Below are 20,180 nucleotides of genomic sequence, written 5' to 3'. Positions count from 1 at the left end.
ATCAAGGAATCCAAATGGGCAACCGACTCTCGAAGATTTACACCCGTACCGGTGACGCCGGAGAAACCGGGCTGGCTGATGGCCGCCGTGTGCCCAAGGATCATCCACGTATCGAGGCCATGGGTGAAATCGACACCCTCAATAGCCAGCTCGGCCTGCTACTGGCCGAGCTGGCCGAAGCGCAGGCGAACTGGCCACGTCTGGCCGAGCTGATCGAGGTATTGAGTCCTTGTCAGCATCGCTTGTTCGACCTGGGGGGCGAGTTGGCAATGCCAGAATATCGAGCACTGACGGAGGCCGAAGTGGAGCGATTGGAAGCGGCCATTGACCATTGGAATCAGGAGCTTGGCCCGCTGGAAGATTTCATCATGCCGGGCGGCTCACGGCTGATTGCCCTCGCCCATCTGTGCCGGAGCATGGCGCGCACCAGTGAACGCCGTTGCCAACAGCTCAACGCCGTCGAGCCGCTGCGCCCGGTCGCTCTGGCTTATCTCAATCGGCTTTCAGATCTCTTCTTCGTCGTAGCGCGTCTGATTGCACGTCGCCAGGGGTGTCCGGAGATCCTGTGGCATGCCGCCGACGCGCACGCCAATGCCGATGCATGAGCAAACGCAGCGCCGCGAGCGCTTGATTGACGGGATGCATGCAGCCTGGGAAGGCCTGATCGTCCTGCTGGTTTGCATCAACCTGGCGTTGATCCTGTTCGACAGCCTTTTCATCCTCCAGCCGATCAACGCTGCACTGGCCGAATGGGCACCGTCGCTGCATGAACGCTACGACACGATCGTCCACCAGAACTTCCAGCACATCGACCTTGCCTTCGTCGCGATCTTCATCTTCGATGTGCTTCTGGGGTGGACCGTCGCGCTCTTCGAACGCCGCTATGCGCGCTGGTATTACTACCCATTCGCACATTGGTATGACGTGCTCGGCTGTATCCCGCTAAGCGGCTTCCGCTGGCTGCGCGTGTTACGCGTCGGCAGTCTGCTGATGCGTCTGCAGCGGCTGGGCCTGATCGACGTACGGCGCTGGGCGGTATTCGGCCTCGTTAACCGCTACTACCTGCTGTTGCTCGAAGAGCTGTCCGATCGCGTCATGGTCCGCCTGTTCAGCCGTATGCAACAAGAAATCGGAGCCAGTGATGATCTGTCTCGGCGTCTGTTGCAAGAGGTGGTCAGGCCTCGTAAAGAGCGGCTAATCAATGACCTGTCACGGCGTATGCAAGGCATGCTGGAGAGCGGCTATCGCGACAACAAGGGCGCGATCGAAGGCTATGTAGGTGGCCTGATTCATCAGGCCTTGCTGAACAATCCGGAGGTAACCAGTCTTCGTCGACTGCCAATGGGAGGCCGGGTCGCCGATACGCTCGACGAAGCCCTGGCCGACATCGCAGCGAGGTTGTTGCAAGGTGCTGCCGAGGGGCTACAAAGCCCCCAGTTCCAGCGACTGGCACGTAGCCTGGCGGATGAGTTTTTTGAGGCCTGGGTTTATCAGGACGACAACACCGACCTGGCGCTGGAAGAGGTGTTGGTGGACATCATCGAGGTACTCAAACAGCAGGTGTTGGACCGGCGCTGGAGTCGGTTCGTCGGTCCCATTCAGCCGCCCTCCCCGCCAGGCTAACGCCGTTTCGCAGCGGCGAGGCCTTCCTGCTGATCGAGTCGAGCCCCCACTACCATCTCGGTCGCCCAGCTGACCAGAATGTCCGTGTAGGCTTTCTGGCAGCAGTCGCTGGTCAGCGCATGATCAGCACCCAGGATGATCCGATGCGTCAGCGAGTGCGTTTGATGAAATGCGGCTCGGTAGCTCATGATGGTCGCGTGGGGCACAAGATGATCATGTTCCGATTCGACGATCAGCACATCCCCACGAAAAGCCGCGCAGGCTGCCAACGCCCGGTTTTCCTCTGGCGTGACGCGGCGACCGCGTAGCTTGTTGAGCAGGTCTCGGTCCAGCTGGCGCTTGGGCACCATCCAGTCGTCATCGCCATAAAGTGCCGGTACGCGCATGGCCAACCATTTCACTGGCCGCAGCGAAGTCAGCAGCGCAGCCAGGTAACCGCCGTAGCTTGTCCCCACCACAGCGATAGCCGTAGGGTCGATGTTCGGGTGCTGCGCCAGAAGGTCATAGGCCGCGAGCAAATCATTGAGGTTTTGCTCGCGGGTAACGGTCTGCTGCTGAGCCAGCGTCTGAGCATGGCCGCGCAAATCGAAAGACAGGCATATGCATCCCAATCCCGCTATGCCGCGCGCTCTGATCAGGTCGCGTTCCTGACTTCCGCCCCACCCGTGCACGAACAGCACACCGGGCAGCTTGGTCGGCGGAGTGAGAAACGTGCCGGCAATACGCTCTTCATCAACAAGGATTTCTACGCATTCACTTTGGGTCGCCATAGTCCTCTACCGTTACGTATTTGGTGATGAACCCAACATCTTCATCTTGGCCTCGGAACAGTACGGTTGCACCGGGCGGGACTGCTTGCGACTCGCCGTAAACCTCAACGGTAGAGGCCCGCACTGCGCCGGTCTCGCCGTGAGATAACCTTTCCAATGCGGCGATTTCAGCACCACTCGCACCACCGACACGCCAGGACTGCTCCAGCACACCAGAACAGGCACGACCGCGCCCATCGACTCCCTGCGCAATGTCATAGTTGCGACGGGAGGCAAAAAAACCTCGGAAACACGCCGAAGCGGCATCGTCGTAGACCTGCGCTTGCATGACAGCCAGTCGAGCCTTCTCCGGAAGATCGAGCCTCAGCAAGGCCTCGAAGTCTCCATCGGACACAACGAGGTCTGACCCGCCGTAGACCGTCTCGCCGGAATTATCTGGCGTCAGCCGCTGGGTCCCGTAGTAGCTGAGCGTTCGTCCCGCTACACGGATCTGTCCCACACTGAACGTCGTGACGTGCTCAAGATTGGTCTCGAGCACCAGCCCGTACTGCGCCATCTCGTTCTGGTCGACGTGCGCAAGGGCGCGATCCAGTTCCTGCTCATTGTTGATCCGTTCCTGCCCTCTCCCACCCGTGGCGCGAACCGGTTTCAGCCTCAACGAACCCTCGTGCAACAGCCGTTCCCCGGCTTCGCGGGCATCGTCTAGCGAAAACACGCTGTAGCCCGGGAGCACACTGCCAGTCACCCGGGCGGCAAAGTCGCGAGACCAGCCTCTCGGCGCATCCGCATCGGGACGGACCAGCGGATGGGTAATGGCCTTGGTTTCTATGAAAGGCTGAGGCACCACGCCACCGAACAGATCCTCCTCATCATCGAGGCCCAGCTCACGAGCTGCGTCTGTACCGACGATGGTGCCAGATGGCACGAAATACAGCGGGCTTGAGTATTCGACGGTTCGGTCGTACTCACCGAGAAAGGTCAGGCCTTTGACTGCGGCCAGACGCTTGGCCAGATGCTCATGCACGGCCCTTTCATGTTTGGGGTCTCTAGACCGGTTGGTCAGAGTCACTACTGCCCCGCGGGGCGTTTGCGGCGCATCCGCATTGATCATCAGAGGACTCGCTCCGTGGACTGCTGGTACATATACGGCGAGCGGTCGATGACCGCCCGTTTCGCTCGTTATCACCCGAGCCAAAGCGGATCCGGTGTAATTAAATAGACCGTGGATATCGGCTATCTATCCTTGGAATCGGACCCAATGTCTTCTCGTACGCCAGCAGCCAGAAACAAAAAAGGGGAGCAGACCCAGGTCTGCTCCCCTTTATTTTTGCGTCGACGCTCAGTCTGCGACAGAGCTTCGAATGAGGTGATCGAAGGCACTCAGCGAGGCTTTGGCGCCCTCGCCCACAGCGATGACGATCTGCTTGTAGGGCACTGTGGTGACGTCACCAGCGGCAAAGATACCCGGTAGCGACGTCTCGCCACGCGCGTCGACGATAATCTCGCCGCGCGAGGTCAGCTCAACAGTTCCCTTCAACCAGTCGGAGTTGGGCAGCAGGCCGATCTGCACGAAGATGCCTTCGAGTTCCAGCTCATGAAACTCACTGGAGTTGCGATCCTTGTAGGTCAGGCCGGTGACCTTCTGACCGTCGCCAATGACTTCACTGGTCAGCGCACTGGTGATCACGGTGACATTGGACAGGCTGTGCAGCTTCTTTTGCAACACCGCATCCGCACGCAGCTGGCTGTCGAACTCGATCAAGGTGACCTGAGCAACGATGCCCGCCAGATCGATCGCAGCTTCCACACCCGAATTGCCGCCGCCGATCACTGCCACGCGCTTGCCCTTGAACAGGGGGCCATCGCAGTGCGGGCAGTAGGCTACGCCACGTCCACGGTATTCCTGCTCGCCCGGGACGTTCATTTCACGCCAGCGAGCACCGGTCGCGAGAATCAATGTCTTGGCTTTCAGGGAGCCGCCATTCTCCAGCTTGATTTCGTGCAGGCCACCGTCGCTTGAAGCGGGGATCAGCTGGGCAGCACGCTGCAGGTTCATGATGTCGACGTCATACTCGCGCACATGGTTTTCCAGCGCACGGGCCAGTTTCGGGCCTTCGGTCTCGTTGACCGAGATGAAGTTCTCGATGGCCATGGTGTCCAGCACCTGACCGCCGAAGCGCTCGGCTGCGACACCGGTACGAATGCCCTTGCGCGCCGCATAGATGGCCGCAGCAGCACCGGCGGGACCACCGCCGACCACGAGCACGTCGAAAGCATCCTTCGCGCTGAGCTTTTCCGCATCGCGCGCCGAAGCGCCGGTGTCGAGCTTGGCGAGGATTTCTTCTTCGCCCATGCGGCCCTGGCCAAACAGCTCACCGTTGAGGTAGATGCTCGGCACCGACATGACCTGGCGTACCGTGACTTCTTCCTGAAACAGCGCACCATCAATGGCGACGTGGCGGATGTTCGGGTTGAGCACAGCCATCAGGTTGAGCGCCTGGACTACGTCCGGGCAGTTCTGGCAGGACAGCGAGAAGTAGGTTTCAAAATTGTACTCGCCTTCAAGGCCTTTGATCTGTTCGATGACTTCAGGCGCGGTCTTGGACGGATGGCCCCCTACCTGCAGCAGCGCCAGTACCAGCGAAGTGAATTCGTGACCCATCGGGATGCCGGCGAAACGCAGGCTGATGTCGCCACCGATGCGATTGAGCGCAAACGAAGGTTTGCGGACGTCATTGCCGTCGGTGCGCAGGGTGATCTTGTCGCTCAGGCTGGTGATCTCTTCCAGCAGGCTGAGCATTTCCTGGGACTTGGCGCCGTCACCGAGGGACGCGACGATCTCGAACGGCTGGGTGACCTTTTCAAGGTAAGTCTTCAGTTGCGCTTTGAGATTGGAGTCCAACATGAGCAGCGATCCCCTTCTTACAGAATTCAGGTAATAAAACGCCCGGACGGTTCACGCCCAGGCGTTGGAGCTCGGACAGACTATTCGTCCGAAAAACTGCACTGTCGACGCTGCGCCGAGCGCAGCGCCTCTCGGCTGTTTAGATCTTACCGACCAGGTCCAGCGACGGGGCCAGAGTGGCTTCGCCTTCTTTCCACTTGGCCGGGCAGACTTCACCCGGATGTGCTGCGGTGTACTGAGCGGCCTTCAGCTTGCGCAGGGTCTCAGATACGTCGCGGGCGATTTCGTTGGAGTGAATCTCAACGGTCTTGATCACGCCTTCCGGGTTGATCAGGAAGGTACCACGCAGCGCCAGACCTTCTTCGGCAATGTGCACACCGAATGCATTGGTCAGCTGGTGGGTCGGGTCGCCGATCAGCGGGAACTGAGCTTTGCCGACGGCAGGAGAGGTCTCGTGCCAAACCTTGTGCGAGAAGTGGGTATCGGTGGTGACGATGTACACCTCAGTACCGGCCTTCTGGAACTCAGCGTAACTGTTGGCAGCGTCTTCGATCTCGGTCGGGCAGTTGAACGTAAAGGCTGCTGGCATGAAGATCAGGACCGACCACTTGCCCTTGAGGGACTCTTCGGTGACTTCGATGAACTTGCCATTGTGGAAAGCATTGACTTTGAACGGCTGGACTTGGGTGTTGATCAGAGACATCTACTAACTCCTTTCGGGATTCAGAATTTAACGGCGCCTAAGATAGCGCACGAAACCAGATATGCTTAATTGATTGAGAAAATAGATTCGATATAAATATCCTATCAAAAACATTCTCAATCTACGACGGCCCATCCGACACCGCCAGTGCCCGACAATTCAGGTAACGGGCCGTATTCGAGCCGCTGAACCGCTCAAGGCCAGAACGCCCTGATGCCTGCGACGCCTTGCGCACCTATCTGTGCGGCCCGTGCCATGTCATTTGGCCCAAGGCCGCCCAGCAGATATGCAGGCTGAGCGGAACCTAGCAGCAAATCTGCCGCGCACTGCCACCCCAAAGGTCTCGCTTCGGGGTGCGAGGCGGTTGCAAGTATCGGCGAGAGCACAACGAAATCAACCCCCATCTGCTTCGCCAGATCCAACTCAGCCATATCGTGGCATGACGCGGCGAGCCATCGTCCCGGCTCAATCGGCCGACCCTCATCGGCATGCCTGCGCAATTGCGACGCCGTAAGATGCCAACCGGCGGTCGGAAAATCGTGAGCCCACTCCAGGGGTCCCTTCAGCATCAGGCGCGCGCGTCCGGCGCAGATCCCCAGCACTTGAGTTGCCAGCTCCCAATACTGGCCGTCGGGCAGAGAGGGGCAACGTAGCTGCAGCAGCTGAATTCCTGCATCAAGCGCGAGTGACACACCGCTCAGCACGTCCTGAGGCGTTAACATGTCCGGGGTGATCATGTACGACTTTGGCAGACGCGCCGCAGCGATAATCGGTCGGTTCGCTGCCGGAAAGTCATAACCCGGTAAGTCCTCCGCAGCCACCCACGCCCACGGCTGCCCCTCGGCCCCATGCGGCTCGCCATCAAACTCAAGCACCTCCCAGACGTCGAGGAGTACTTGCTTGTCGGGATAGTCATGGCGCACCTGAATAAGGGGCCTGGCAACGATGACCGCTATACCCAGCTCCTCTGCCAGTTCCCGTGCGAGCGCAGCCTCTACAGTTTCACCATCTTCGACCTTGCCGCCGGGGAATTCCCACAACCCGCCTTGGTGCTTATCGAGCGGGCGCTTGGTGATCAGTATGTGATCGCTGGTGCCACGGATCACGCCAGCGGCGACGTGGAGCCGTTTCACGGTCCGACACCAAGGGGAGGCCCGACAGTCGTCGGGACCTTTGGCGGCAGTTGATTCACCTTGTCGACTGGCAAGGTATCAGGTGCGGTATTCGGCATTGATCCGTACATATTCGTGAGAGAGGTCCGTAGTCCAGATCGTCTCGCTGCAGTTACCGCGACCGAGCTCGATACGGATCTCGATCTCTTCCTGAGCCATCACAGCCGCGCCCTGCTCTTCTGTATAACTCGGGGAACGTCCGCCTTGGCTGGCGATACACACGCCGCCCAAGTAGACATCGATCTTGCTTACATCCAGTTCGGGAACGCCTGCACGACCAACAGCCGCCAGGATGCGCCCCCAATTGGGATCGGAGGCGAACAGCGCAGTCTTGATCAGCGGCGAATGCGCGACGGCATAGCCTACGTCCAGACATTCTTGATGGTTACCACCACCGTTGACTTGAACGGTGACGAATTTGGTCGCTCCTTCGCCGTCACGAACGATGGATTGCGCCACTTCCATGCTGACCTCGAAGACTGCCTGCTTGAGCTTTGCGAACAGCTCTCCAGAGGCTTCAGTGATTTCAGCGACATTAGCCTTGCCGGTAGCGATCAGCATGCAGCAGTCGTTGGTGGAGGTATCCCCGTCGATAGTGATGCGGTTGAACGACTTGTTGGCCGCATCTCGCAACAGATCCTGCAAAACGGGCTGAGCGACCTTCGCGTCGGTAGCGATATAGCCGAGCATCGTCGCCATGTTGGGGCGGATCATTCCGGCGCCCTTGGATATACCCGTGACGGTGACCGTCACGCCATCGTGCTCGAACTGACGGCTCGCGCCCTTGGGCAGGGTGTCGGTGGTCATGATTCCGGTGGCGGCCTCAGCCCAGTGGTTTTCATCAAGGTCGGCCAGCGCTGCGGGAAGTACCGCCTCGATCTTCTCGACGGGCAGCAACTCACCGATGACGCCGGTTGAAAAAGGCAGAACTGCATCGGCTTCCACCCCGGCCAGTCCCGCGAGGCTGGCACAGCTGCGAATTGCCGCCTGCATGCCAGGCTCGCCAGTGCCGGCATTAGCATTTCCGGTGTTGGTCAGCAGGTAACGCACCGTTCCCTGAGTGCGCTGCTTCGCAAGAATCACCGGCGCGGCGCAGAACGCATTGAGGGTGAATACCCCTGCGACCGTTGAGCCTTCGGCGCAACGCATCACTACGACGTCCTTGCGGCCAGGCCGTTTGATACCCGCCGAAGCGATACCGAGCTCAAAACCGGGAACAGGGTGCAGTGTAGGTAGTGGACCAAGACCAACAGCCATTGATGCGCTCCTTCAAAAAGGATGGATGGCCTTCGGCCACCGAAAACCAGGGATAAAAACGCCGCGAGCGGCTAGAGCCGGTCGCGGCGTGAGACACCACAGACGGTTCCGCTTACTGGACCTGTCCGTGGCAATGCTTGTACTTCTTTCCAGACCCGCAAGGACATGGTTCGTTGCGCCCGATTTTCTGTTCGGAACGAACGGGGGCTGCAGCTGCCGCTACATCGCCCTCACCCTGCGCATCCTCTTGTTCGGCTTCCAGCGCTGAAACCTCGGCATGCTGAAACTGCATACGCTGCGCCAGTTCTTCTGCTTCACGGCGTAAACGCTTCTCTTCCTCGGCCGGATCTTCGCGACGCACCTGTACGTGGGACAGAACCCGAATGCTGTCGCGCTTGATGGATTCGAGCAGCTCCTGGAACAGCGTGAAGGACTCGCGCTTGTACTCCTGCTTCGGGTTTTTCTGGGCGTAACCGCGCAAATGAATGCCCTGGCGAAGGTGATCCATCGTCGACAGGTGATCCTTCCACAGGTCGTCGAGTACACGCAGGACGATCTGCTTCTCGAAGGTGCGCAGCGCCTCGGCACCCGCCAGCTCTTCCTTCTCGTTGTAGGCAGCAATCAGCTCCTCGAGGATGCGCTCGCGCAGTGTCTCTTCGTACAGTTTCTCGTCCTCGTCGAGCCACTGCTGTACGGGTAACCGCACGCCAAAATCGCTGTAGAGCACTGCTTCGAGCCCACTGATGTCCCACTGCTCGGGCAATGATTGCGGCGGAATGTGCTGGCTGATGGCGTGATCGAGAGCCTCGCGACGGAATTCGCTGATCGTCTCACCGATCTCGTCGGCGGCCAGCAAACTGTTGCGCATGTGGTAGATCACTTTGCGCTGCTCGTTAGCGACGTCGTCATATTCGAGCAATTGTTTACGCATGTCGAAGTTGCGACCTTCGACTTTGCGCTGGGCCTTTTCAATGGCGTTGGTCACCATGCGATGCTCGATCGCCTCACCGGACTCCATGCCCAGCGCCTTCATGAAGTTCTTCACCCGATCCGAGGCGAAGATACGCATCAGGCTATCTTCGAGCGACAGGTAGAAACGGCTCGAACCGGCATCGCCCTGACGCCCGGCGCGCCCACGCAGCTGGTTATCGATACGTCGTGACTCGTGACGTTCAGACGCAATCACATGCAGGCCACCGGCCTCGAGTACGGCCTGATGACGCTTCTGCCAGTCGGATTTGATCTGCGCAACCTGATCATCCGATGGATTCTCAAGTGCAGCGACTTCAACTTCCCAGTTGCCGCCAAGCAATATGTCAGTACCCCGGCCCGCCATGTTGGTAGCAATGGTCACGGCACCTGGACGTCCCGCTTGAGCGATGATTTCCGCCTCCTTGTCGTGGTGCTTGGCGTTCAGCACCTTGTGCTCGATGCCTTCGCTGACCAACAGGCGCGACACATATTCGGACGTTTCGATGGTTGCAGTGCCCACCAGCACGGGACGGCCATTGTTCTGGCAATCCTTGATGTCGGCGATGATGGCAGCGAACTTTTCTTCCTGGGTCAGGTAGACCAGGTCGTTGTAGTCCTTACGTGCCAGCGGCTTGTTGGTCGGGATGACCATCACCGGCAGGCTGTAGATCTGCATGAACTCGAACGCTTCGGTGTCCGCAGTACCGGTCATGCCCGATAGCTTGTTGTAGAGACGGAAGTAATTCTGGAAGGTGGTCGAGGCAAGCGTCTGGCTTTCCGGCTGGATCGGCAACCCTTCCTTCGCCTCAATGGCCTGGTGCAAGCCTTCGGACAGGCGACGACCCGGCATGGTCCGCCCGGTGTGTTCGTCGATCAACAACACCTGGTTGTTCTGGACGATGTATTCGACGTTGCGATGGAACAGCTTGTGCGCACGCAGGCTGGAGTACACGTGAGTCAGCAAACCGAGATTGTGAGCCGAATATAGGCTCTCGCCTTCTGCAAGCAGCCCTGCCTTGGTCAGCATTTCCTCGACGAACTGGTGCCCGGACTCGTTCAGTTCGACCTGACGCGTCTTCTCGTCGATCGAGAAATGACCTTCCTGGGTAACGACGCCTTCCTCTTCCTCGATGTGCTGTTTGAGGAGCGGTATGAGCTGGTTGATCTGCTGATAGAGCTTGGAACTGTCTTCGGCCTGGCCGGATATGATCAGCGGTGTGCGGGCTTCGTCGATAAGGATCGAGTCCACTTCGTCGATGACCGCAAAATTGAGTTCGCGCTGGTTCTTCTCTTCGAGACTGAACGCCATGTTGTCGCGCAGATAATCGAAGCCGAACTCATTGTTCGTGCCGTAAGTGATGTCGGCCGCATAAGCCGCTCGTTTCTCTTGTGGCGGCTGGAACGGCGTGACGATACCAACCGTCAAACCCAGGAACTCATATAGCGGACGCATCCAGTTGGCATCGCGACGCGCCAGATAATCGTTCACCGTAACGACATGGACACCCTTGCCGGCCAACGCGTTGAGGTAAACGGCCAAAGTCGCTACGAGCGTCTTGCCTTCACCGGTGCGCATCTCCGCAATTTTGCCTTCGTGGAGCGTCATGCCGCCGATCAGCTGAACATCGAAGTGACGCATACCCATGACGCGCTTGCCAGCTTCCCGGCAGACTGCGAAGGCTTCGGGAAGAATCTGATCGAGGGTCTCGCCTTGGCCGAGGCGGGCCTTAAACTCTTCGGTCTTGCTCCGCAACTGCTCATCGGAGAGAGACAGCATCTGCTCTTCGAGCGCATTGACGGACTGAACCGCCTTGAGCATGCGCTTGACCTCACGGTCATTCTTGCTACCAAAGAGCTTCTTCATTAAAGGCGCAAACATATCGACAAGGACTTCCATGCTGGGGATGGAGGCACGGCCGCAGGGCCACCGCAGCTTCGTGCAAAGGGGCATTCTACTCGGAAACGTCCGAGAGGAAAGGTGCCTACTACACAGTTGATGCAGCCGTGACGCCAACAACCTGGCGATCCTCCCGTTGATAGAGGCTTGCGGGATATCCGGCATAGCTGTGCAATATGGACTCAGAACCGCTGGCGTATGGACGGCGGCTACAGATCGGGACGACGACGCAGAAAGGCTGCAGTAGGGTTCTGATAAGATCGCATTTCATCACTTACGAGTCTCGGTTATGTCGTTCCGTCCGCTGCCGGCCCGAGCAACCGCGTCGCTGCTGCGCGAGGCCAAACCGTTAAAAGCGCTGTTCGGCGAGGCAAAGCGGCTTGATCGCCTGCAGGGACTGGTTGAAAGCCAGCTGCAGCCCGCTGCACGCGAGTTCTGCCGTGTGGCCTCTTGGCGAGAGGGGACACTGCTCCTTATCGTCACTGACGGCCACTGGGCTACGCGCCTGCGCTACCAGGAACGTCGGCTGCAGCGTCAGCTACAGAGCATCGCAGAATTCAGCGGTCTGGTTAGGATTCAATACAAAGTGCAGCCGCCCGAGACGCCGCGACACAAACCCGGCCCGCCGCCAGAGCTGTCCGCACGCTCCGCAGATAGCCTCCAGCAAGCCGCCCGAGGCATCGCTGACCCCAAGCTCAGGGCCGCACTCGAACGACTGGCCCGCCACGCGGGCCCAATCTCCGAAGATTAACTCGAACGAAGAGTGCTTAAGGCCTGGCTGTTTGGCGTCACTCAGCGCTAGGCTTTACAGGGGGGTCGCAGTTATCTATTGGGAGAGGTTTCGATGCATAACTCTTCGACCAGGCGCCAGCCATGTTGATTGGCGCTTTGTTGATCGTCACCTGGGCGATATTGCTGATCCGCTACCCCCGTCGAGCGGTTCCTGTATCACTGGGAGCACTCCTCGGTCTGGGCGTGGTTATCGGGTGGGTAATCTGGCAGGAACAACGCCAGGAACACTTACTTGCCCAGCTGGACTTGCGGATGTCCTATGCGCCAGCAGACTGCCCAGCCGCACAACCGCTGCGAATCACCTTGGTGAATCACAGCTCCAAGCCGATGGAAAGCCTGCGCTGGGAGGTTGCTGCGTACTCACCCGGCTCTGCTCTGAATTTGGTGACTTCCAGTTACGACGCGCCGCGATACCGGGGTCCAGGCCACTTGGAACCAGGACAAAGCTGGGTATCTTGCGCGCCACTGCCGCCGTTGCGCACGGGCTATCGCAGCAGCAACCTTGAGTTTCGAGCCGAACGGCTACAAGGTCGCTTCGCCAACTGAGGCATATCCGAGCGCGCAGGCTTTTCAAGCTCGCAGATACAGCCTATGCTGTACAAATAAACAGTACTCAATCATTCAACCGAGGTGGCAGATGGCCGTCGAAGTGGTTTACCGCAGCAGCCGGGACCTGGAGCGCTTGTTCATGGATAAAGCCGAAGCCGACCGTCACGACAAAATGCTTGAGCTTGCAGAAGCCCTGGCCGCGGCATTGCAGAAAGCTACGCCATCCTTGAGCGAACAGCAGGCAGATGAAATCGGCATTTTCATGGCGAAACACCGAGACCTCTTCGCCAAGGCTTTCAAAAACAACCCCGAAGCACTGGCGGAACTATCGACTGCGGCCGTCCCAGAGTGATGCGCCAACTCTCAACGGGCCGAGGTAAGGTTGCTTCACTTTGCCGCAGGCTATATGCCTAGCGGGGGAAACTAGTCAATCCATGCTCGGTCCATTGAGGGCAGTCATCCAAAACAGGTGCAGGCATGGATAGTCCATTCCAGAAAATCAGCGACGTGTTTCAACCCCAATACAACGTCAACTTCAGCATTCAGAAACCGGACGGCAGCATCCTGCTGACGCTGACAGACGCGGCTGGCGTAGCGGTCAAGCGCTTCATCAGCTCCAGTCAATGGCGGGACCAGCAACAACTGGAACGCTTGATTACCAGCTTGCAATTCAGCTTGGCAATTGAGCGTGGCGGGCAATCCACTTCTTATCGGCTGACCAAGTATTCTCAGCCGGCAGCGCAGTAGCAAATCTCGCACGGCCTGCTGCCGTCACCCCTCCCCTTCCGCAATAACAACAACAATAGCCAATTCCCAACCCACCGGCTCGCTGCTTTGCGATCGCCGCAGGGAGACACGCGTCCTAGCCCCGTCACAACCAGGCCAGTGCCTTGGCGCGAGCGACTGCCTGAGTACGTCTGGCAACTCCCAGCTTGGTATTGATTCGTCGTGCATGGGTCTTGACGGTATGCAGGGATATGAATAGTTGCTCGGCAATTTCCTGATTCGAACATCCCTGGGCGATGAGCCGCAGTACCGTTAGTTCACGGTTGCTCAGGATGGCTTCATCCCCCGAAGCAACCACATCTTCCGGCTCGCGCTCAAATTGGAGCAGCCGATCACGCAGGCTTTCCCCGTTGCCAGCCGGCAGCACCCTCGCGAGCCATTGCGGTTGACGATGCTGCAGTTCATACAGCGGCTTGACCAGATGCTGTCGCGCAGCTTCGCTAAGTGCCTTGCGTAGCTCCAGTTCAGCCTCGTCATGCTGCCCATTCAAGTGAAGCGCCTCGGCCAGCGTGAACCGGCACTCGCAAGCCAGGCTCAGCCGTTGCGTACGGACATTCTGCTCGACCAGTTCGCGCAGCGTGTCGATGGCAAGCGAGCAACGTCCTGAAAGAAGGTCAACAACGGCGATATAGCGCTGGACCCTCGGCTGCAGATCGTAGAATCCGGACGGCGCCAGGTGCGTTTGTCCATCGTACATATCCAACACCTGCATCAGGACGGTTCTGGCCTTTTTCAACTGCCCCTGATGCAACCAGGTAAGCCCGGTTATCAACGGTAAAATGCCGCGAAAACGCGCTTCCGGCACGTGTCGCCACTGGGCCAACCGCTCCGCCTCACGTAACCAGTGGTAAGCATGGGTGAATTCGTGATTTCGAGCCGCCAGTTCAGCCAGCCCGGCATAGCCGAAGAACACATACGAGTCGCCACAGGTCTCTGTCTCGACACGCCCGTGCTGATAGGCCTCACGGGCCGGCTCGTCGAGCCCCTGATAGGCCAGCAAGTGCCCCCGTAGCAGTTTTAACCGACCGATGATCGGGCTATGCCCTACTGCGTCGCGCAGCACCATCAGTGACTCTTCAAGCACCCCTACAGCGCGCTCGAACTCGCCGGTGATTTCCAGCAACTGGATTCGCTCGACGCTCAGCATCGCCTCATACAGCACGCTGCCCTTGAGCCGTGCGAGCTTCATACCCTCGCTGTTGTAATGCTGCGCCAACTCCAGCTGGCTTTCCGCGATAGCCTGCTGAGACAACGCCTGATAACAGAGCACGCGTTGCGCCCAAGCGTGATCCGACAAGACGTCCAGCGCCTGAAGGCAATAGTCTCTGGCTTCGAGCTCGCCTCGCAATCGCGCCAGAAACCCTCGTAACGCTTGCCACTGAGCCAGCAGCTGCGCCTGACGTCGAGCATCGGGCTGGGGAACGAACTTCGCCAGATCGGCTAGACAATCATCTACCTCGTCGAGCCGCGCCGAGATGATCAGCGCCCAACCATGCAGAACGATCAACCGGGTGGTGCTGTTGAACAGATCCTGTGGAAGCTCGCTTCGCCATTTCATGAAGTGTGATACGTTGTCACCTATCAACAGCTGCTCTTGCCCGTAGCGTTGCAAGAAGTTGGCAGCCACTTCCGGTTGCCCGGCCCACAGCGCATGCTCCACCGCTTCGCGCATCTCGCCGCGATTGGCGAACCACTGACAGGCGCGCAGGTGCGTTTGGGTGGGCGATATCGCGTCAGGCAAGCGCTGCAGAATTAGAGCCAAGGGCCGCCACAGGCGAAACCACTCGCCGCAGTTGTCAGTTTGGCGAATGAATAGCTGGTGGGTCTTGAGCACATCGAGCAACTCATTTCCTATGCCATCGAGCACATGCTCGCATAGCTGCGACGAGAACCGCGGCATGCGCGCCAACGCGAACATGGCGCGGCGAACATCTTCACTCTGTCCGCCAAGCACTTCTCGCTGAACGTAATCGCGCAACAGTGCCGTACCGGCTATCAGCCGCTCGCGCACCGCCTGCTCGTCGGCGTTGAGCAACAGCAAGCTAACGCCAGCCAACCATCCTTCGCTGCCAGCCACCAATTGTTTGAAGGTGTCTTCAGCCAGCTCCAGACGGTGGGCTTTGAGCAGAAGCCTGAGCTCGCTGGCTGTAAGCGCCAGCGTCTCAGCCTCTAGTTCGAACAAATCGCCTTGAAGCAATAGCCTGGGCAATTTCCAAGCGGGTTGCCGGCGACTGGTCACCCACCAACTGACAGACTCAGGTCCCCTTTCGATAAGCTGGTCTAGACAAGCATCAAACTCTGTAGTGGTTTCACGGGGATAGTCATCCAGCATGATCCACAACGGCCCTAGAAAACCATCCAACAGGTCAACCAGGTCTTGTTGAATGTCGCCAGTCACCTGACACGGGACGTCAAGCACCCGTCTGAGCTTGGAATAGAGCGCCTCCGCCGAAAACGATCTCCCGCCCAGATCAATCCAGACAAGATGCGTATCGGCAGGCACGAGCCGAGCACATTCATTCATCAGCACGCTTTTGCCGAAACCGGCCGGTGCGCAGATCAAACGGAGCCTACAACCGGCCTCAAGCAGTGCATCAACCAGCCGAGGTCGGGGAATGTGTAGTGGAGGAAGGCGTGGAATAGTCGCAACTTGAACTTGCGCAGTGGCTTCTGTACTGAGTGCACCAGGGTTGAAGCGTACTGACATAGCCAGGTTTCTCTTATTCGTATCATTCCATTGGAGAACACGTTGGGTATCGCATCCGGATCCCGCTTCGGCTCGAAGCCAGTAAAAGCGGATGAACCTATGGCGTAATAAGCTGCACCATTACGTAAACTTTGTCGAATCGCACAATCACTCAGCCTCGACCGCACGAGCCGCTTACCACCACCATATAAAAAAAGGCGGCCAATTGGCCGCCTTATTCATCTGCTGGATAGTACCGAATCAGCGCACCCCGGCATTACGTAGCGCGGCAGGCGTGAAATCACGTGCCGATGCTTTGTAGCCAAACTCGTGAGCAGGCTCTTCGTTGCTCATACCGATCGCGATGTACCGACCTGAAATCACGTCGTACAGCGCCTCGAATGCATAAGCCGGAACCTTGTGCTGATAGTACTGAAGCATGTGCGCTTCACCGACGCGCCACAGCTGTCCGCGACCGTCATAGAGCTCGGATTGCACGATTGTCCAGGTATCTTCGTCCACGAAGAAGCGACGCTTGGCATAGATGTTACGCTCGCCCTCCTTGAGGTTCGCTTCGATCTCCCAAACGCGATGCAACTCGTACCGAGCAAGATCCTGATTGACATGACCGGCTTTCAGGATGTCGCTGTACTTCACGTCGCTAGAGTTGATTTCATAGCTGTTATAGGGGATGTACAGCTCCCTCTTCCCGATCAGTTTCCAGTCGTAACGATCAGGAGCACCGCTGAACATATCGAAGTTATCGGTTGTACGCATGCCGTCCGCGGCAGTGCCCGGGCCGTCGTAGGCGACCTGCGGTGCACGCCTCACCCGGCGCTGACCGGCGTTGTAAATCCATGCCTGCCGTGGCTCTTTGACCTGATCCAGCGAGTCATGCACGAGCAGCACGTTACCTGCGAGACGCGATGGCGCAGTTACCCTCTGCTTGAAGAAAAGCAGCGCGTTCTTGGCGCGCTCTGCATCCAGATCCGTCATGTCGCTGGGAAAGGCCACTTCATCCTCGAAGTGCACCAAGGTGTAACTGCCGTTTGTCTGCGGGGTGGCCTGAACGATATTACGGCGCACGTTGCCGCCGCGGTACCGCGTGATGTGGTTCCAAACCACCTCCAGGCCGTTCTTCGGAATAGGAAACGCGTAGTAGCGGCTGTCGGCAAAATTGGCAATACCGTTACCGCCATCAACCAGCTCGGTGTTCAGAGCGCTCTTCTTGGCTGCTTCGTAGATGTGGTCTGGCACTGCCGCGGTGCGATGGGTCGGGAACACCCGAATCTTGTAGGTTTCAGGATAGCGCTTGAACATGGCCTGCTGGCCTGCAGTCAGCTTGTCCTTGTATTGATCGACGTTTTGCGCGGTGATGACAAACTCCGGCTTTTCAGCCGCGAAGGGATTTGTCAGATGCCCGTTATTGAGTGGTGCTGCATCGGTTGGAAGCCCGCCTGTCCAGGCCGGGATTGTGCCTTCAGCGTTGCCCGCCTTTTCGGCGCCTAGCGGCGTCAGGGTGTTGCCAAGCTTTGCCGCTTCCTCAGGAGATACTGCAGCCATGACGCTGCTTGCGAGCAGCGAGAGGGCCAAGACACTGAATAGTTTTCTTGTTGTTTTCATACGCTTCCAGTTCCTCTTGATCTTTATTTGGCCAATGGCCTCGAATCTAGCGTGCGCGTAACGGAGCTGTTGAATGAACTCCGTTACGCCGACATCGATATACCTCCTTAGAAGTTCACGCCCATGCTGAGGGCGAGGAAATCGCGGTCAACCAGTGTGTTGTAGTCGCCACCGAAGAAGTCGGTATACGACAGACTGGCGGTGTAGCGGTTCTGATAAACAGCATCAACGCCCACGCTTACGGCTTTCGAGCCTTCGTTGAACAGACCGTTCGGGCCATAGCCATTAACGTCGTGCGAGAACGAAACGTTTGGTGTCAGGTTTACGCCAGCGAATACGTTGCTGTAATCCGCAAGAGCGCGCAGACGATAACCCCATGAGTTGGCTGTAACGAAGCCGTCATTGCCGTACTCAGGTGTGTCCAGCCCATAAATCGAGTCGCGACCGTAGCGAAGTTCGCTCTTACTCTCTAGACCGCCCACATGGGTATAACCAACCTCGCCGACTAGCGTCACTCGACCGGCACCTAAAACCTGATCAATGAAGTGCGTGAACGTAGTCTGAACCTGAGTGACTTCTTTGCGGTTGTATCCGCGACTCTCAGCACCAGCCTGAGCCAGCGCAGCGGGAACACCACCGGCTGAAAGAGCGCCAACCACGCTGTTAGCTAGAAGCCCTGTGATATAAGTCGTATTCAACTGCACCGGAAGATTTGGCCGATAACTTATTTCTCCGGACCATGCCGTACCAGTGGGAAGGGTCGTGGAGAAACTAGCTCCATATAGACGGATATCTTCTGGGTACTCTAAGAAATACTCCCCGTTGCTGAGCAGAATTGGCGATGCCAAGGCAGGGGTAGCGAGTGCAGCGCCAATCGCAGCTCTACTAGCATTCCTCATGCTTAGGTTAGGAGTGCGACTATGATAATTCATCGCATAGAGACCGTACTCCGTTGCATCGCCAAGCCAGCGCATGGCTACTCCATACTGACCTGAATCGCGGGCGTCGCGATCTCCGCCTCTGTTAACCAGCAACCCTTCAGGTTCTACATCAATGCCAAGCGCAGCCCGGGTTGCAGCTGGCAGCGCTAATAGCCCGTTTACTGTCCTTGCGTCGAGAATGTTGTAATTGTCATCGCACCCGTCAGCGACCACATCAGCGCTTGCGAAGAAAGTACCGCAGTTGTCGGCTATCGTTTGATCCCATTCCAACTGGTAAAACGCTTCCATGCTGAGCCGATCACTAAGGCTCTGCGATACGTAAAGCATATTTACCGGAATCAGGCCTTCCTTGATTTCAGCACCAGGGCGACGGAACGCTGCCGCATCGAGTGGGTTGATCGCGTTTATTGAGTTGCCAATGAAAGTACTCTCACCCCAGCTGACAACCTGCTTTCCGATTCGGACAGTACCCGGAAGGTCACCAAGGTAGTAGTTGTGGTACAGAAAGGCATCGAGAATCTGGGCACCGGAAGACTGTGCAGCTTCCTTACGATTGTCGTCGCTGATGTCCTTGAACAGACGGCTCTCATCTTTAAGCTCAAAGTCATACCAGTATTTGCCACGAATAAAAGCACCGCTATCGCCATAGCGCAGTTCTAGGTCGTGAATACCTTTAAAAATTTTCGAAAAGGTCTCGCCCTTTTTGAAATTCAAACGACCGTCGTCGCCGGTCTGCGTATATCCGGTACCGCCATTGGCGCTACCCACCAGATCCATGTCCCGGTCGGTCGTTGACCAACTCGCTCCGATAGACATAGCGGAGTCCAGTTGCCCCTCTATCTCCCCAATATTGAACGTGACGGCGTAAGTTGGCGATGCAATACCCAACGCGACCCCGAGGGCCAGGTGTTTGGGCTGGAAGATTCCTTGCCTTGTTGTTTTTGTCATGAGGCGCTCCTGGTTGGTACGAAGTACGTTTACCCTACCCACACGACAGGAGAGGGATAAGCGCACTAAGGTTTGATTTATTTTGTAATCCTAAAGTATGAACAGGCTTCTCGGAGTGGGCTTGCAACTGAACTCCGGCACACCGATATGCCGTTCCCCCTTAAGAAGCTATCCCACAGCTTAGACGCCCGTCAAACAGACGCAACCCGCTTTTTAGAGCAGTTGCGACCCCGTTCGCTAGTATTGCAAAGAAGCTCAAGCCGCAAATTGCCGCTGCTGGACATCATCTCTGTTACCCAGGGCGGAAACGCGCCAGATCGCGTCGAGCTAACCGGCGCCCGGGCAACGGAGCGTTACCGAAGCGCACGCGTGAGGCGAAACGAAACAGCTCGCCAGAAACGAAGGGAGAAAAGGTCTGCGTGCCCGCTTACAACGCACTAAGCGCAAGCAGGCAAGCAGAGTAGCGGGAACGTTTCATGCGAGACGAGCAGTCACCCTTACGATCACACGAGTCCCTGGCCGTGGCTAGCCGAGCGATGCCCGGCTGGCATTTGAG

At 58.0% G+C, this 20,180-nt stretch carries 16 protein-coding genes; 6 read left to right on the top strand and 10 right to left on the bottom strand.

Features of this window, described 5'->3' with window-relative positions; translation table 11 throughout:
* The first annotated feature begins 14 nt into the window (after nt 1-14).
* On the top strand, nt 15-605 hold the full coding sequence (locus JQR87_RS05145) for a cob(I)yrinic acid a,c-diamide adenosyltransferase (protein WP_407291942.1): 591 nt from the start codon (nt 15-17) through the stop codon (nt 603-605).
* Nucleotides 598-1,623 (top strand): ion transporter, encoded by a 1,026-nt coding sequence (locus JQR87_RS05140; RefSeq protein ID WP_407297818.1) that lies wholly within the window; start codon nt 598-600, stop codon nt 1,621-1,623. The genes JQR87_RS05145 and JQR87_RS05140 overlap by 8 nt, the downstream gene beginning before the upstream one ends.
* Here the strand turns inward: JQR87_RS05140 and JQR87_RS05135 are convergent.
* From JQR87_RS05135 to secA, 7 genes are all read right to left on the bottom strand, one after another.
* The gene (locus JQR87_RS05135; RefSeq protein WP_407291943.1) at nt 1,620-2,393 is read right to left on the bottom strand and encodes an alpha/beta hydrolase family protein; all 774 of its coding nucleotides are present in this window, start codon (nt 2,391-2,393) and stop codon (nt 1,620-1,622) included. The genes JQR87_RS05140 and JQR87_RS05135 overlap by 4 nt on opposite strands.
* Nucleotides 2,377-3,504, bottom strand: coding sequence for a DUF3182 family protein (locus JQR87_RS05130; RefSeq protein WP_407291944.1), 1,128 nt, complete (start codon nt 3,502-3,504; stop codon nt 2,377-2,379). Before JQR87_RS05130 ends, JQR87_RS05135 begins: the two co-directional genes overlap by 17 nt.
* A gap of 228 nt (nt 3,505-3,732) precedes the next feature.
* Nucleotides 3,733-5,298, bottom strand: a complete 1,566-nt coding sequence (gene ahpF / locus JQR87_RS05125) for an alkyl hydroperoxide reductase subunit F (protein WP_407291946.1) — start codon at nt 5,296-5,298, stop codon at nt 3,733-3,735.
* 139 nt (nt 5,299-5,437) lie between these two features.
* Nucleotides 5,438-6,001 carry an alkyl hydroperoxide reductase subunit C gene (gene ahpC / locus JQR87_RS05120; RefSeq protein WP_102837994.1) on the bottom strand — a complete coding sequence of 188 codons (564 nt, stop codon included), beginning with the start codon at nt 5,999-6,001 and terminating at the stop codon, nt 5,438-5,440.
* A 194-nt stretch (nt 6,002-6,195) separates the two neighbouring features.
* Nucleotides 6,196-7,134, bottom strand: a complete 939-nt coding sequence (locus JQR87_RS05115) for a Nudix family hydrolase (RefSeq protein WP_407291948.1) — start codon at nt 7,132-7,134, stop codon at nt 6,196-6,198.
* A 78-nt stretch (nt 7,135-7,212) separates the two neighbouring features.
* Nucleotides 7,213-8,430: a bifunctional glutamate N-acetyltransferase/amino-acid acetyltransferase ArgJ gene (argJ, locus tag JQR87_RS05110; protein WP_407291949.1), complete on the bottom strand. Its 1,218-nt coding sequence runs from the start codon at nt 8,428-8,430 to the stop codon at nt 7,213-7,215.
* Nucleotides 8,431-8,542: 112 nt separating this feature from the next.
* Entirely contained in the window at nt 8,543-11,281 is a 2,739-nt protein-coding gene (gene secA, locus JQR87_RS05105; RefSeq protein ID WP_407291950.1) for a preprotein translocase subunit SecA, read from the bottom strand.
* A 307-nt stretch (nt 11,282-11,588) separates the two neighbouring features.
* Here secA and JQR87_RS05100 point away from each other — a divergent pair, with 307 nt between their 5' ends.
* The 4 genes from JQR87_RS05100 (at nt 11,589) to JQR87_RS05085 (ending at nt 13,387) form a co-directional block, all read left to right on the top strand.
* The gene (locus JQR87_RS05100; RefSeq protein WP_407291952.1) at nt 11,589-12,050 is read left to right on the top strand and encodes a DUF721 domain-containing protein; all 462 of its coding nucleotides are present in this window, start codon (nt 11,589-11,591) and stop codon (nt 12,048-12,050) included.
* 122 nt (nt 12,051-12,172) lie between these two features.
* The gene (locus tag JQR87_RS05095) at nt 12,173-12,637 is read left to right on the top strand and encodes a multidrug transporter (RefSeq protein WP_407291953.1); all 465 of its coding nucleotides are present in this window, start codon (nt 12,173-12,175) and stop codon (nt 12,635-12,637) included.
* A 91-nt stretch (nt 12,638-12,728) separates the two neighbouring features.
* Nucleotides 12,729-12,992, top strand: coding sequence for a YebG family protein (locus tag JQR87_RS05090; RefSeq protein ID WP_407291954.1), 264 nt, complete (start codon nt 12,729-12,731; stop codon nt 12,990-12,992).
* Between the two features lie 125 nt (nt 12,993-13,117).
* Nucleotides 13,118-13,387 carry a DUF3509 domain-containing protein gene (locus JQR87_RS05085; protein WP_407291956.1) on the top strand — a complete coding sequence of 90 codons (270 nt, stop codon included), beginning with the start codon at nt 13,118-13,120 and terminating at the stop codon, nt 13,385-13,387.
* Between the two features lie 124 nt (nt 13,388-13,511).
* Here the strand turns inward: JQR87_RS05085 and JQR87_RS05080 are convergent, their stop codons facing one another.
* The 3 genes from JQR87_RS05080 to JQR87_RS05070 form a co-directional block, all read right to left on the bottom strand.
* The gene (locus tag JQR87_RS05080; protein ID WP_407291958.1) at nt 13,512-16,133 is read right to left on the bottom strand and encodes a LuxR C-terminal-related transcriptional regulator; all 2,622 of its coding nucleotides are present in this window, start codon (nt 16,131-16,133) and stop codon (nt 13,512-13,514) included.
* A gap of 240 nt (nt 16,134-16,373) precedes the next feature.
* Nucleotides 16,374-17,735 carry a DUF1329 domain-containing protein gene (locus JQR87_RS05075; protein WP_407291959.1) on the bottom strand — a complete coding sequence of 454 codons (1,362 nt, stop codon included), beginning with the start codon at nt 17,733-17,735 and terminating at the stop codon, nt 16,374-16,376.
* Between the two features lie 107 nt (nt 17,736-17,842).
* Nucleotides 17,843-19,624 (bottom strand): DUF1302 domain-containing protein, encoded by a 1,782-nt coding sequence (locus tag JQR87_RS05070; RefSeq protein ID WP_407291961.1) that lies wholly within the window; start codon nt 19,622-19,624, stop codon nt 17,843-17,845.
* Between the last annotated feature and the right edge of the window lie 556 nt (nt 19,625-20,180).

It is taken from the genome of Stutzerimonas stutzeri (genome assembly GCF_051028275.1).
Lineage (GTDB): Bacteria > Pseudomonadota > Gammaproteobacteria > Pseudomonadales > Pseudomonadaceae > Stutzerimonas > Stutzerimonas stutzeri_AS.
Note: the sequence above shows the minus strand (reverse complement) of the source record. Positions and strands in the feature narration are given on the sequence as shown.